This window comes from Leuconostoc fallax, assembly GCF_004354645.1.
Lineage (GTDB): Bacteria > Bacillota > Bacilli > Lactobacillales > Lactobacillaceae > Leuconostoc_B > Leuconostoc_B fallax.
The window spans coordinates 91125-104823 of record NZ_PUFI01000014.1; the positions used below are offsets into that span (position 1 = coordinate 91125).

Annotated in this window: 14 protein-coding genes; 12 read left to right on the top strand and 2 right to left on the bottom strand. The window is 36.4% G+C overall.

Annotated elements, in window-relative coordinates; genetic code table 11:
* Positions 1-175 precede the first annotated feature (175 nt).
* Positions 176-625, bottom strand: coding sequence for a MerR family transcriptional regulator (locus C5L23_RS04725; RefSeq protein ID WP_010007923.1), 450 nt, complete (start codon positions 623-625; stop codon positions 176-178).
* 161 nt (positions 626-786) lie between these two features.
* Between C5L23_RS04725 and C5L23_RS04730 the strand changes: the two genes are divergently transcribed.
* Both C5L23_RS04730 and C5L23_RS04735 read left to right on the top strand, forming a co-directional pair.
* Complete coding sequence (locus tag C5L23_RS04730) at positions 787-2244, top strand: MDR family MFS transporter (RefSeq protein WP_029508667.1); 1458 nt, start codon at positions 787-789, stop codon at positions 2242-2244.
* Positions 2244-2978, top strand: coding sequence for a DUF4811 domain-containing protein (locus tag C5L23_RS04735; protein WP_133264363.1), 735 nt, complete (start codon positions 2244-2246; stop codon positions 2976-2978). The genes C5L23_RS04730 and C5L23_RS04735 overlap by 1 nt, the downstream gene beginning before the upstream one ends.
* A 63-nt stretch (positions 2979-3041) precedes the next feature.
* Here C5L23_RS04735 and C5L23_RS04740 read toward each other — a convergent pair whose 3' ends face one another.
* Positions 3042-4280, bottom strand: a complete 1239-nt coding sequence (locus tag C5L23_RS04740; RefSeq protein ID WP_133264364.1) for a YhgE/Pip domain-containing protein — start codon at positions 4278-4280, stop codon at positions 3042-3044.
* Positions 4281-4403: 123 nt separating this feature from the next.
* Between C5L23_RS04740 and C5L23_RS04745 the strand changes: the two genes are divergently transcribed.
* The 10 genes from C5L23_RS04745 to C5L23_RS04790 all read left to right on the top strand — a co-directional run bounded on the left by C5L23_RS04745 (position 4404) and on the right by C5L23_RS04790 (position 13632).
* Positions 4404-4985: a TetR/AcrR family transcriptional regulator gene (locus tag C5L23_RS04745; RefSeq protein WP_170168012.1), complete on the top strand. Its 582-nt coding sequence runs from the start codon at positions 4404-4406 to the stop codon at positions 4983-4985.
* 158 nt (positions 4986-5143) lie between these two features.
* A complete protein-coding gene (locus C5L23_RS04750) occupies positions 5144-5614 on the top strand; it encodes an S-ribosylhomocysteine lyase (RefSeq protein ID WP_010007917.1) in 471 nt (156 codons plus the stop codon).
* A 6-nt stretch (positions 5615-5620) separates the two neighbouring features.
* Complete coding sequence (locus C5L23_RS04755; protein WP_081458718.1) at positions 5621-6457, top strand: methylenetetrahydrofolate reductase; 837 nt, start codon at positions 5621-5623, stop codon at positions 6455-6457.
* A 116-nt stretch (positions 6458-6573) separates the two neighbouring features.
* Positions 6574-7338 (top strand): flavodoxin family protein, encoded by a 765-nt coding sequence (locus C5L23_RS04760; protein WP_133264366.1) that lies wholly within the window; start codon positions 6574-6576, stop codon positions 7336-7338.
* 87 nt (positions 7339-7425) lie between these two features.
* The gene (locus C5L23_RS04765; RefSeq protein WP_010007913.1) at positions 7426-8025 is read left to right on the top strand and encodes a DUF1361 domain-containing protein; all 600 of its coding nucleotides are present in this window, start codon (positions 7426-7428) and stop codon (positions 8023-8025) included.
* Positions 8026-8172: 147 nt separating this feature from the next.
* The gene (locus C5L23_RS04770) at positions 8173-9522 is read left to right on the top strand and encodes a sugar porter family MFS transporter (RefSeq protein WP_010007912.1); all 1350 of its coding nucleotides are present in this window, start codon (positions 8173-8175) and stop codon (positions 9520-9522) included.
* 111 nt (positions 9523-9633) lie between these two features.
* Entirely contained in the window at positions 9634-10419 is a 786-nt protein-coding gene (gene pnuC / locus C5L23_RS04775) for a nicotinamide riboside transporter PnuC (RefSeq protein WP_010007911.1), read from the top strand.
* Between the two features lie 49 nt (positions 10420-10468).
* On the top strand, positions 10469-11614 hold the full coding sequence (locus C5L23_RS04780) for a nicotinamide-nucleotide adenylyltransferase (protein ID WP_133264367.1): 1146 nt from the start codon (positions 10469-10471) through the stop codon (positions 11612-11614).
* A 109-nt stretch (positions 11615-11723) separates the two neighbouring features.
* A complete protein-coding gene (locus tag C5L23_RS04785) occupies positions 11724-13040 on the top strand; it encodes a bifunctional folylpolyglutamate synthase/dihydrofolate synthase (RefSeq protein ID WP_010007910.1) in 1317 nt (438 codons plus the stop codon).
* Position 13041: 1 nt separating this feature from the next.
* Positions 13042-13632, top strand: a complete 591-nt coding sequence (locus tag C5L23_RS04790; RefSeq protein WP_010007908.1) for a non-canonical purine NTP pyrophosphatase — start codon at positions 13042-13044, stop codon at positions 13630-13632.
* The last annotated feature ends 67 nt before the right edge of the window (positions 13633-13699 follow it).

The following is a 13699-nucleotide window of genomic DNA, read 5'->3' on the forward strand; positions in this document are numbered from 1 at the left end:
TTACCCAAATAGTTCATGCTCAATAAGCAGTACAACATCGAAAACGTGTCGTACTGCAGCAAGCAGAATAAAATATAGTATATTTGGGTGCCATAGTTAACTCCTCATTAATAATTGCTATTAATATACGCTATAAACAGATCAGCCGTCAAGCAAAATGTTATAACGTTAATAATTAATTGAGTTCAAAAGTTGTTTTATCTGTTGCTACTCTAGCAATTAGATGATGATCGGGATTGGGGTCAAAAGGTCCAAAATCAATGATGACATCACTACCATCTTCATTAACACTTATCAATCTATCGGAAATAATTTGCTTGATTTTATGCGCTAATGTTGAATATTGAGCAGCATGCTTAGCTGCAGCAGCAAGCGTGTAGCCCTCACTTTGGAAAATTTTGATACTACGTACTTTAAATACGGTACTAAAAGTGAATTTATTTTTCTTATCTTCACCGGCACTTTGAATATAACCTTGTGCTAACCAATAGCGTAATTGAGCAGGGGTTACACCAGTGGCTTTGGCTAATTCTGAAATACCAATTAAAACATTATTTTCTTGCATCATCGCATCTGTGAAACTTTGAAATCTCATCGTTGTGTGCGGTACTTGCTGTTCAGTCATGTTAACAACCTCCAATTTTATTATACTTTATTATAATTAATATGACAATTTATAATATTGATTATCACTTTTCGTGATAATGGTGGTATTATAGGTTACAGTGTTATTACTAAATATAATAATTTAACAACACGAATTACTAATGGAAGAAGGTATTGATTGTGTCAAAAGCTCTTGATGCTCAAGGAAAATCATACAATCGGCTAATGTTGGTCATTGTATTATTAGTCGGAACTTTTTGTACCGTGCTAAACCAGACAATTTTAGCTACTGCTTTTCCAACTTTAATGAAAGCATTTGATATCTCAACGTCAACAGTTCAATGGTTAACCACTGGATTTTTGATGGTTAATGGTATTATGATACCGGTATCAGCGTGGTTATCAACACGTTTTAATACGAAATGGCTCTATATTAGTGCCATGCTTATTTTTGAAGTGGGGACAATATTAGCTTGGGCTGCACCCAGTTATAGTGTTTTGCTATCTGGTCGTTTAATTCAGGCTGTCGGTGTGGGTATTTCAATGCCGCTATTGCAAAACATTATGCTATCCATCTTCCCAGCGAATAAACGTGGCGTGGCGATGGGATTGGCTGGTGTTGTTATCGGTGTTGCACCTGCAATTGGTCCAACGCTATCTGGATATATTATTGATACATGGGAATGGCGCTATTTATTTGGGATGATTATTCCTATTGTTGCTTTGGTTATCGTCCTAGCGTTCTTCTTTATGAAACCGGTATTAAAAACGGCAAAATCACAAATTGATTGGCTATCATTATGCCTCTCAACGGTTGGATTTGGTGCATTGTTATACGGCTTTTCTTCCGTAGGAGACAAAGGTTGGGGTTCAGCAATTGTTTTGACTTCCTTAATTATCGGAATTGTTGTGATTTCAATTTTCGTTTGGCGTCAATTAAAAATGGAAAAGCCTTTCTTAGAATTACGCGTATTTACATCCAAAGAATTTACAATAGCCACTGCTTTGAGTTCAATTGTAATGATTGCTATGGTCGGTGTTGAAATGATCGTGCCATTGTATTTACAAATGATACATGGCATGAGTGCTTTTAATTCTGGGTTATTGCTATTACCAGGTGCCGTTATGATGGCTGTTATGAGCCCGATTACCGGTCAAGCTTTTGATCGCATTGGTGCACGACGTTTGGCAATTGCTGGTTTATTCTTATTAACAGCAGGGACATTACCGTTTGTCGTATTGACTAAGTCAACGCCAATTATCTATATTGTGTTCTTGTATGCCGTTAGAATGTTTGGTATTTCAATGGTTATGATGCCAGCTACCACAGCGGGAATGAATGCCTTGTCATCACAACTCATCTCACATGGTACTGCTGTTAACAACACCGTACGTCAGATTGCGAGTTCGATTGGAACTGCAGTGTTGGTTTCAGTATTGGCTAACGTTACCAAAAGTCAAATGCCAGGTAAGCATTTGTTAACATCTGAACCCCTTGAATATAAAGTGCGTGCACTCAACGCAACAATGGCAGGCTATCAAGGTGCTTTCTGGGTTGCCGTTATCTTTTGTATTGTTGGTTTCGTGATTGCATTCTTTATGAAAAGTAGTGCAACACACCAGAAAGGAGTAAATTAATGATTATTGGGTTATTAGTCATCAGTGCGATTGCATTCTTTATATCATTTATTTACATTGATAAAATGACCACACGCTTAATAGCGACTGGTATTGCTGGTGTTATCCTCATTATCTCACTGTTCGCTATTGTGGCTAACTACCACAGCCATTATGGTATGGAAAAGGTTGAAACAGTGAAAACGCAACAAATTTATTCCGCTGATCGTACTGGTCGCTTAGATATGTTGTTGTTTCAGCCAATTGGGACGGCTGGTAAAGAAAATGTTTATATTTATTCAAAACATGATGATTCAAAAAAAGTTAGCCACACACAAGCAAATGAGTTCACAACTAGTCACGTTAAACAGCATAATGTTGACAAAGCTGAGCTAAAAACAACAGAGATACGGTGGCGTTATAAGTCAAAGGCTTATCGTTTCTGGTTTGGTATTGCAGATAACAACCATATTTTAGTTAAAAGAACCAATACATTCTATTTGCCAAAAAATTGGCATACTTTATCCACAAGTCAGGCTAAAATGTTACAACAAAAGCTGACGAGTTCTGAATTTAAGCAACAAGCTAAAACGCAAGCAGCTGAATTTATCGGTAATAAAATGAAGGCTGCTATGAGCAAAAATCCAGAATTGATGACGGATAAAGCAAAGCAAGCAGCATTACAAAAGCAGCTCACTGCTGAATTTCAAGCACAATTGATTGAAAAAACAATAAGTGATATTGAAAACCATTAGCATAAATATTAAAAGGCATACAGAATAGTATGCCTTTTATTTTTGCATTGATATGAACAAATTTTATGAACGCTTGATGGCTAATGAGTGATTTTTTTGTAATGCGATCACAACGAGCTGGCAAATAATTGCTGCACAACCTAGTAGTCCGAGTTGCAACCAAATTGTTGTGACATTTGGTCCGCCATATAAAATGTTGAAATTACCTTTAATAGCGTAGTAACAAGGGGAAATATAGCTTAATCCCTTGAAAAATTCTGGCAAAATTGTTTGTGGAATCAATCCGGCACCCGATACAACTTGTGTTAGCATGAATGGCATATTAATCATAATACCTAATTGGCCTAACATTAATGAGAAAATCAAGTTGAAATTAAGTGCAGTAAATAGTTCGAGCGTATGATTCCACCATAATCCCCAGTAAGTAGCAGTGTCGAAATGATTAATGTAACGACTTAAACCGACAATAAAAAGTGGTGCAATTAAAGCAATCAATACAATCGCTATTTGCGTTGATAAATAAGCGCGCCATTTACCAATAGTTTGTGCAAAAGTTTTGTACGATGTGACAATCAACATAGCTGCAATCATCGAACCAATGTAAAAGGATAGGGTCAAAAAGAACGGCGCCATACTATGATTCATACCCTTTGGTACGCGATGCATTTTAACGATGCTATACGTGTAACTATTTTTAACTTGATCGTAAGTATTATTAATATCATTGGCAACTGTTTTTTTAGTAGCATCTGCTTTTTCTAAAATTGCTGCCTTAGCTTCAGGGTTTGCTTTAATCGATGCTGTCGTTGTTTGTTCTAACTGCTTGGCAGCGCTAGCTGATAGAATAGCTTTGCCTTGTTGCAGTAGGATATTTTTTTGAACCTGATTACCAATTCGGTTGGTAACAGTTTCCATAGCTGATACAGCAGTCATTGGATTCGCATAATTAATATAAAATTTTAATTGCGCTTGCTCATCGTGTCCCAAATTAGCTAAATTATCACTGAATTTGTTTGGAATATTAATGATGAGATAAATTTTTCTATCATTGAGTTGCTTTTTGGCATCATTTAATGACAAATTTGTTTTTACGTGCTTGAATGGTAAATTATCTTTTAACTGGTTTTGTAGGGCTTGGCTGTTACTATCTTGATTGACAATGGCAACAGGTAGGCGGTCAATCTTATCAGGTACTGCTTTATACCCTGAAAAATAAATACCAACCATTAATAGACCGTAAAAAAGTACGACAATAAACGCACCAATGACACCTTTACTCAGTAAAAATTGTTTGAATTTCATCTTTTTCTCCTTTTCACTAGAACAAAGAATAGCATTTATCTATAATGCATGCAAGTACTTGCTTGCATTATAGATGAAAAATTACGTTATAATGAGTACATACACATTAAAGAAGGTGACACAATGGCAGTTGAATCAACGCAAGATAAAATTTTAAATGCTTTTATCAAACTATTAGGAGAGGTTGGCTTTAAATCAACAACGTTTAATCGAATCGCAGAAGAAGCCGGTGTTAACCCTAGTACTATTTTTAGAAATTTTCATGATAAAAATGGCTTATTGGATAGTGTGGTAAAACGCCATATTCAAGATATCGATCGTGTGTTTGATAATATTCAATTGCAAGGTGAATTGGAACAGGATTTAATAACGATTTCCGACAGTTTTCAAAAGTTCCAATTAGACCATCGTGAAATCATTTTAGTGGGGTTGCAAGCAACTTTCGAATTACCACAGGTTAAAGCGGCATCTGAAAAAGTACCGTTAGTTTTCAAAACGTATATCACCAACTATTTAAATCAAATGAAACATCAGGGTGTGTTACAGTCAGATGCTGATGTTGAGGCGATGAGCTTACATTTGCTATGGTTGAATTTTGGCTATTTTTTAACAATTATTCGCTTCACCGATAAAACGTTGTTGATATCTCAAGCACGTTTTTTTGAAACACAAATTAAGCCGCTTGCACGTGCTTGGGCTAAATAAAAAAATTATGCATTATTTTTGGTATTACTGATATAAAAAAATTCCAAATTCTCGTGTTAATAGGTGTAGAATATGTGGTAATTACTGTTACACATAACAGTTCGAAGATTAGAAAGGAGTGCGTTAACCATAAACGAAATGATTAGCGCAAAAATAATATGGCAGAAGTTGAAAGTTTTACATTAGATCATACTAAAGTTTTAGCACCTTATGTGCGGTTGATTGAAGAGCAACAAGGACCACAAGGTGGTTCAATTGCGAATTACGATGTTCGCTTGGTACAACCTAATGAAACATCGATTGAAACAGGTGGTTTACATACTCTGGAACATTTATTCGCTGGCTTAGTGCGTGACGAATTGGATGGTATTATTGATATGTCACCATTTGGTTGTCGTACAGGATTTCATTTAATTAGTTGGGTAACGTATTCTCCTGAAGAATTAGCCAAAGTGATGAAAAAAGTACTTGAAAAAATTGCAAGTGATGAAATTACTGAAGTACCAGCAGCTTATATTGAAAGTTGTGGTAATTATAAAGACCATAGTCTTTTCTCTGCTAAAGAATGGGCAAAATTAATCTTGTCGGAGGGAATTAGCTCAGATCCTTTCGAACGTCATATTGTCTAATTTTTTATGAAAATTAGTGCATATTACCAATTAACAACCCGGCCGTTAATATCAGTTGAACTTTCACCGCAAAGTAACAGTCAAAATCATATGAGTGCCAGTATGGTATTGTCAGCATTGGATTTGAATCAGCTACCGATTGATTATGTCAGCATAACAAATCATATGGGAACATCTGATGACGGCGTTGCACAACTGGCGCATCATATTCAAATGCAATATCATATGCCTGTGTTGCAACATTTACCAGCCGTTGGACAAACACCACATACATTACCAGATCAATTAAGCCATTTAGTGCAACAAGGTATCCAGAATCTTTTAGTCATACGCGGTGATGGTGAAGCTGAATCAGGATCATTTACTTCAAGTGTTGCATTAATTGAAACCATTAAAGCAACACATGATATTTGTGTCGGCGCAGCCATTCATCCCCAACACATTTTAGATAATCCGAAAAAAGGTTTGGAAAATGTAGAGGCCAAAATAGCAGCAGGAACTGATTTTTTCATTTCACAGATGTTTTTTGATAATCGTGACTTTTTGCGTGTCGTTGAATTACTCAGACAACATGATATTCAAGTTCCTATTGTTGCCGGCATTATGCCAATTACTAATGCTGAACAATTAAAGTGGGTGCCTAAAATGACGGGGCAGCCTGTACCAGACCAATTAATGACACTGATGAGTAAACATCAGTCAGCATCACAATTAGAAATGGCTGGTATCGACTATGCTGCACAACAAATCAAAGCACTCATTGCGCATGATGTAGATGGCATTCATATTTTTTCGATGAATCAAGCGAATCATTTACAAAAATTATTAACAGCTATTGTTTAAAAAGACGTCTGAAGCAACTCAGCGTCTTTTATTTTGTACAGCATACGCAATGCACAATGTTACAATTATAATTAAGATTAAAGTAGAATAGAAAGTGTCATATAAAGTAGGTAATCATGAAGTATTTAGCAATTCTTGGGTCGCATAAAAGAGATGGGATAACAGGACAGTACTTGGATACTGTACTAGATGCGTTACCAGCTTCAGCAGAAAAGGAAATTGTTTTTTTAAGAGATTATGATATTTATCCCGATACAATGCATGATAAATGTCCAGCTTTGGATGCTATCGAAGCTAAAATGGCGGCGTGTGATGTTTGGGTTATTGCGGCACCCACATATTGGTCAGGCTTGTCAGGTGTGATGAAGTATTTTTTTGATTGTATGCGTTTTCGTATGGTCAGGATGACTAAAAAAATGGATACATTACCTGGGCAATTTAAAAATAAGCATTATGTTAGTTTGACCACTTGTTTTACATCATCTGTTGAAAATTTTGTAACAGGTGCGACAGACCAAACTTTTGTGACGATTGACCGAGTAATGACAAGTGCTGGTCTCATTAAAAAAGGTGAATTTGTTGGTACAGGGACATGGCAGTACCATGAATTACGGCCAAAAAAAATACAAGAATGTCAACGCTTGGCTCAAAAAATAGCACATGCAGATCGAAAGGACGATGAAACTTTGAAACGCTATATTTTACTTTTTGGTATGATTGCTGTCACAACATTGGTTACAATGGGAATTCAAAATATATTTTTACATCTATTCTCAGCATCAGTTTTCTGGTTAGCTTATATTAGTTTTGTTTTGATTTTCTTCTTGTTGTTAGCGGGGTTATTACACTTCTTTACTTTTGTTAGGCATCGTCGCCGATAATTGATATGTATAGACATTAATTTTAATGTTCAATTATTTAAAAGCGTATACGATTAAAGTGATTATTTTATTGGGGAGTAGTATATTTTGAAGAAACCACTTATTATCATTCATAGTCTCATTGCTTTATTCTTTATTGTGATATGGCTATTTCCAACCGTCTATAACTTTTTAATCCTAAATGTGTGTTTGGCGTTGATACCTTTTGACGTGAGTATTTTAATTAAATATGTACCCAATCGAGTGATTAAATTTGCTTTAGGCTTCATATGGTTAATCTTTTACCCCAATACGATGTATATGATTACGGATTTTGTCCACTTGTATAGTATTGGTACAACTGTTGGTGCAATCCGTTTTAATTACGCTGTCTTGGCGATGGGGATTTTCATTGGTGTCTTATTGGGGATGCGTAGTATCGAAATGATTTATGAAACGTTTGTGGAACGAGATAGTTTATTGTGGCAAGGTGCTTTTTACGGGATTTTCTCACTACTGTCAGCATATGGTATGTACTTAGGTCGCTTTTTACGTCTGAATTCATGGGAAGTCTTAACCAATTGGCGTGAAACTTTTCAAATTATTATTAGCCAAATGAATATGCAGAGTTTTGAATTTGTCATTATATTTGGTGCTTTACAATTAGCATTGATATTAATTTATCAATCATTAAGGCGAATTAATTAAACTAGGGCAGTGATAATATCACTGCTTTTTTATTTGGCACAGTAATGCTAAATTAACCACTCCTAATTAATTAAGCGTATATTAGATTATAGATAGAGAGTTGCAATGTAACTGGTTTTGGGATTGAAAGATAGAGAGGCAAATCAATTGGATGATAGTAGTAAATTACGATTAAATAATCATGTATTGAATTATTCGGCCTATGTCATTGCATTAGGTGGTTTTTTATTTGGTTATGATACGGGTGTGATTAATGGTGCGCTAGCCTTTATGAGCTTGCCGGACCAGCTCAACTTATCGCCTGGGGCACAAGGCATGGTCTCTAGTGCCTTAATATTAGGTGGGTGTATTGGTGCTTTATCGATTGGTACTCTTGCAGATAAATATGGTAGACAACGTGCGTTACGTTGGATTGCTATTATTTTCACATTGTCAACAATTGGTTGCGCCTTTTCTGTGCATATGAGTATACTCATTAGTTTTCGTTTTTTGTTAGGGTTAGCGGTAGGTGCAGCTTCAAGTTTGTCACCGATGTATTTAGCTGAAATTTCACCTGCATCCCTACAGGTTAAAAATATTAATCGAAATGCAATTTCTATTGTATTAGGTCAACTGATTGCTTTTATTGTGAATGCTATTTTAGGTAATATATTTGGTAGTTGGCATGCGGTATGGCGTTTGATGATTATGGCCGCAGCGGTACCAGCAATCTTATTGTGGATCGGGTCATTTACAATTCCTAATAGTCCAAAATGGGAATCATTAAAAGGACACGTTAAAAAAGCAAGAGACATTTTATTGTCATTAGGTTTTACTAAACAATCGATTGCTCGTGCCAAGCAACGCCAAGTTAATCAAGATCAACCGTTGATAAGTTGGCAAAAAATATTACGACAACCAGCCCTAAAGTATCTATTAGTTATCGGTATTTTGTTAGCAGTTATTCAACAAATTTCAGGTGTGAATACGGTGATGTATTACGGTACTGTCATATTAGAAAAGGTAGGAATGACGAGAGGGACATCGCTTTATAGTAATATCTTGGTTGGTGTAACGTCCTTAATTGCAAGTATAGTTGGGACAAGATTATTGGCGACACACAATCATCGTAGGATGCTCATTACTGGATTAATGGGAAATGCTATCTTCATGAGTTTATTATCGCTTACCATGCAATTGCATTTTTTCTCACAATCGGTGACAAATGTCCTTGTTGTGCTTTGGATGACTTTGTTCTTAGCTAGTCATCAAGGAGTAGTTAGTCCAGGAACTTGGCTGATGTTAGCTGAACTTTTCCCTATACAAGTAGAAGCACGTTTTATGTCGGTTGCAACAGCCGTTCTTTGGTTAACCAATTTTGGTATTAGTTTTATTTTCCCTATATTGATTAGTTCTTTTGGCGCAAGTATCGTGTTCTTAATATTTGCACTGTCAAATTTATTGAGCGTTTGTCTCAGCCTTTTCTTCATTAAAACCGAAAGCAATTCATGCTGCTAGAAATTTTGATTAAGTTAAATGTTGTAAAGCTAGTGGTACCAAGCAATGAAATAAAACACAATATGGCTCAAAATTGTTATACTAGTTGTAAAATTTATTGGGAGAATGATGATGAGCAAAGAAACGATTGGGAAACGTTTTTGGCGCTACTTTAATCCAGCTAATATTTTGAAAGAATTGTTCATTGGCTGGACGCTGGCAGAAGCTACTTTATTATTGGTACTGCTTGCATTGCAACTAACGGTGTGGCTTATTGGTGTTGGGCAACATGGTAATTTTGATTGGTTTGGTTTAACAACAGGTATCATGAATATTATCACGGTTGTACTGGTAGCTAAAGGGAGAATCACCAACTATTTCTGGGGATTAATTTACTCTGCGATGTATATGCCACTAGCTTTTCAATCACAATTATTTGGTGAAGTTGCTTTAAGTGCTTTTTGGGTTATCATGCAATTTATTGGTGTTGCGGCCTGGTTGGGCTTTATGCAAAAAGATCAGACTTCTAAACAGTCCCAGCAGCATCAACAAGAAGTTGTAGAAACAAAATATATGACGCTAAAACAGTGGTTATGGGTTCTACCTATCTTTATTATTATCTTGTTAATTGTTGGTATGATTTTGCAACAGGCTGGATCAAGACAGCCCTACATGGATGGTTTAACGACAACAATTTCTATGGGGGCACAAATTTTACAGACTGCTAAATTCGCAGAATCTTGGTATGTTTGGCTACTTTTCGATCTCGTTGAAATCATACTTTGGACACGTGCTTGGACAGGACATGCTGACCCAAGTGCATGGGCAATGTTGGGTATGAATTTAGCATTAACAATCAATGCCATTTATGGTATTATTCAGTGGCGTAAACTAGTTAACAAAAATATAGTGAGATAGTTGGAGGCAATGTCATACACTCATTTTATGAGGGGCGTTGATCGATTTTATGGCAAGAATGATTGCAGGAAATTTATATAAGGATGATCTTAAAGGTGACCAGATTGGTGTTTTCTTTGGAACATTAGCACCGATGCACGTTGGCCATCAGGCTGAAATTTATAAAGCAGCTGCCTTAAATGATGGTGTGCTCGTTGTAGCGTCAGGATATACAGGCGATCGTGGTTACCAAATTGGTTTATCTGTAGAAAAGCGATTCCGTTATTTGCGTGAAGCCTTTGCGGATGAAGAAGATATTAAAGTGGATTATATTAACGAAGATGATATGCCACCTATGCCTGATGGTTGGGATGTGTGGACGGCAAAGTTAGTGGATGTTGTTCGCCGTAACATCGTTAATCCAAATGCTAAAATTACATTTTATACAGGTGAGTTATCGTATAAAAAAGAATTGGAAAAGCGTTTACCTCAAGATGGACAATTTAAGGTCAGTTTGATGGATCGGACGGTTTTGAAAATTTCAGCTACTGATATTCGACAAAATCCGATTGACAATTGGGATTTTATTAACCGTGTTTTTCGCCGGCATTTTACCAAAAAAATTACAGTTATGGGGTCTGCATCTACTGGCAAATCGACTTTAGTACGTCGTTTAGCGCGGACAAGTAATTCACCTTTTTCTGAGGAATATGCACGTGAGTATCAGGAACGCTCTAATGTGAGTGATGATGAGTTAATTGTCAAAGATTATATTCGTCTGATTCAAGGGCAATATGATGCCAATTCACGTGAAATTAACAGTCCAGCAAATAACGGTTTAACTTTTTTTGATACTGATGCAATGGTGACTAAGGTATACGCAAAATTATGGCTTACTGCGGCGGAGAACAAACAGTTAAAGCCATTATTTGATAATACAATTGAAGAAGAGCTGATTGATTTGATTTTGGTTATTCCACCTGTAACACCTTATGTTAATGATGGCTTCCGCAATATGGGAGAAGCAGATATTGATTCACGACAGTTATTCCATAATGAACTCATGACTGTTATTGAAGAATACGGCTTTACGGATAAAGTGGTGGTACTGGATGCTAAAGGTGGTGCTGATGATCCTTATGGATATTATGCGCGATACCTACAGGCGCTTGATGCTATTCAAGAACGTACCGGTTTTAATATTAAACATATTTAAAACAGCGCAAGCTGTTTTTTTGTAATCAAATTTTCATAAGAGATGTGCTGATAAAGTGATAGAATGTCTTGAGATATAATGATTTGAGGATAGTATTTTGGGGAAGATAATGACACAACAAGCTAAGGCGGAAGCAAAGCTTGTAGCAAAATATAAAGCAACAATCAAGAAAATGGATAAAACATGGCGCGTTTTAGAGGATAATAGAGTGCCTTTTTTAAAGGAAGTATTATCCTGGATAGACCATCCAGAACAGCAGATGGATGTGATTCAAATCGCTGGTACTAACGGTAAAGGCTCAACCGGCGCTATCTTATCTGCAGTAATTAATGCAAGTCAGTTGAAAGTCGGCCATTTTTCAAGTCCATATGTCAATGACGATCGTGAACAAATTACCTTAAATGGTGAGCCAATTACGCGGCGCGATTTTTTAATATACTTTAAACAGGTGACAGATGCCTTGTTAAAACATGGTAAATCGACCAATGATTTATCTTATTTTGAGTATTTTATGATGATTGCATTGCTTTACTTTGAAGCTTCATCGGTTAACATTGCCATTATTGAAGCCGGCTTAGGCGGCTTGCGTGATGCAACTAATGCAATTGATAATGCCAAACTAACGGTATTTACAAAAATTAGTATGGACCATGAAAATTTGATGGGCCATAATGTCAAAGAGATTGCACAAAATGAAGCGGCCTTAATTAAACCCGGCACTTGTGTTGTGAGTTATGCGGGTCAAGATATTCAAGCTTTAAATGTTTTAAAGGCTCGTACAGCAGCAGTAGGTGCAGAATGGTTCTCTGGTAAAATTGGTCATATTATTGTTGAAAACACTTCTCCAAATGGTTTGAAACTCAAAATTGATGATGACAGTGGGTACCAACTCAACCTACCCGGTATGTTTCAAGCGCATAATTTAAATACTGTTTTGCAAGTTTTGGCAGCACTGCGGTTGTATGGCTACCAGACATCCAAAGAAGATTTAAATATCGGATTACATAATGCCCGTATGATTGGCCGCATGGACTATGATGGGGAAAATAACATTTTGTATGATGCCGCCCATAACGTAGATGGTATTCAGGCACTTGTATCAACCATTAATTCATGGCATCTCAAATTCAAACCAACACTAGTAATTGGTGTTTTGAAAGATAAGGATTACCATGAAATGCTAGATGAAATTGTTCCTTTCGTACAACGGGTCATTACATTAACGCCAAGTAATCCAACAAGAGCGCTTTCTGGGGATGAATTAGCAGCAGATATTTTGACAAATTATCCAAATATCGATGTTGAGATTGCTGATGATCCAACTGCAGCGTTATCTCTTGCAATGCGAACACGTGAATCATCACAGGCAATGATTGTGGTTACAGGTAGTTTTTACACATTACGTGCACTAAATCGGGAGCGATAATATGCAATTAGTTTTAGCTTCAAATAACACAGTCAAAACACAAGAAATAGCTAGCATGTTTGCCGAGTATCAGGTTGACGTCATCAATTATCGTGAATTATTAGCAGAACAAGTGTTTCCAAAAGAAACAACAACAGATTTACATCAAAATGCAAAAACCAAAGCATTATTTATTCATCGACTACTGCCGGATGCCTATATACTCGCAGATGATAGTGGCTTATTTTTAGATGCATTTCCTGACCAATTTGGCGTCACAACATCACGTGATTTTAAAGCTCTGGGTATTAAGGGTACCGAGAATGAGAATGCGTATATTGCACAACTGTACGATAATCCAGCTATTAATAATAGCGCACATATGACAGCTATCTATGTTTTGGTCAAACCGGATGGTCAAGTTTTGGAAAGCAGTGGTCAAAGTGGTATTCATATGTTAAATCATCAGTTGGGTGACTATGCTGCGGGGCTTGATCGGCTGTTGGTGACTGAAAATGGATTAACCTTGGCACAGATGCCAATAGTCCAACGTGTTGCATACCACCATCGTGGTCGAGCAGCCAAAAATTTATTAAAACAATTATCATTTTAAAAACAGCACTCGAAATGTGTGCTGTTTTTATATCACATCATAATCAAATTTGTGCATGAGTATCAGA

Bases quoted from the DNA above. Each gene is read 5' to 3' on its own strand.
- C5L23_RS04725 (WP_010007923.1), bottom strand. From the start codon at position 625: ATGACTGAACAGCAAGTACCGCACACAACGATGAGATTTCAAAGTTTC.
- C5L23_RS04735 (WP_133264363.1), top strand. From the start codon at position 2,244: ATGATTATTGGGTTATTAGTCATCAGTGCGATTGCATTCTTTATATCA.
- C5L23_RS04740 (WP_133264364.1), bottom strand. From the start codon at position 4,280: ATGAAATTCAAACAATTTTTACTGAGTAAAGGTGTCATTGGTGCGTTT.
- C5L23_RS04745 (WP_170168012.1), top strand. From the start codon at position 4,404: ATGGCAGTTGAATCAACGCAAGATAAAATTTTAAATGCTTTTATCAAA.
- C5L23_RS04750 (WP_010007917.1), top strand. From the start codon at position 5,144: ATGGCAGAAGTTGAAAGTTTTACATTAGATCATACTAAAGTTTTAGCA.
- C5L23_RS04755 (WP_081458718.1), top strand. From the start codon at position 5,621: ATGAAAATTAGTGCATATTACCAATTAACAACCCGGCCGTTAATATCA.
- C5L23_RS04760 (WP_133264366.1), top strand. From the start codon at position 6,574: ATGAAGTATTTAGCAATTCTTGGGTCGCATAAAAGAGATGGGATAACA.
- pnuC (WP_010007911.1), top strand. From the start codon at position 9,634: ATGAGCAAAGAAACGATTGGGAAACGTTTTTGGCGCTACTTTAATCCA.
- C5L23_RS04780 (WP_133264367.1), top strand. From the start codon at position 10,469: ATGGCAAGAATGATTGCAGGAAATTTATATAAGGATGATCTTAAAGGT.
- C5L23_RS04785 (WP_010007910.1), top strand. From the start codon at position 11,724: ATGACACAACAAGCTAAGGCGGAAGCAAAGCTTGTAGCAAAATATAAA.
- C5L23_RS04790 (WP_010007908.1), top strand. From the start codon at position 13,042: ATGCAATTAGTTTTAGCTTCAAATAACACAGTCAAAACACAAGAAATA.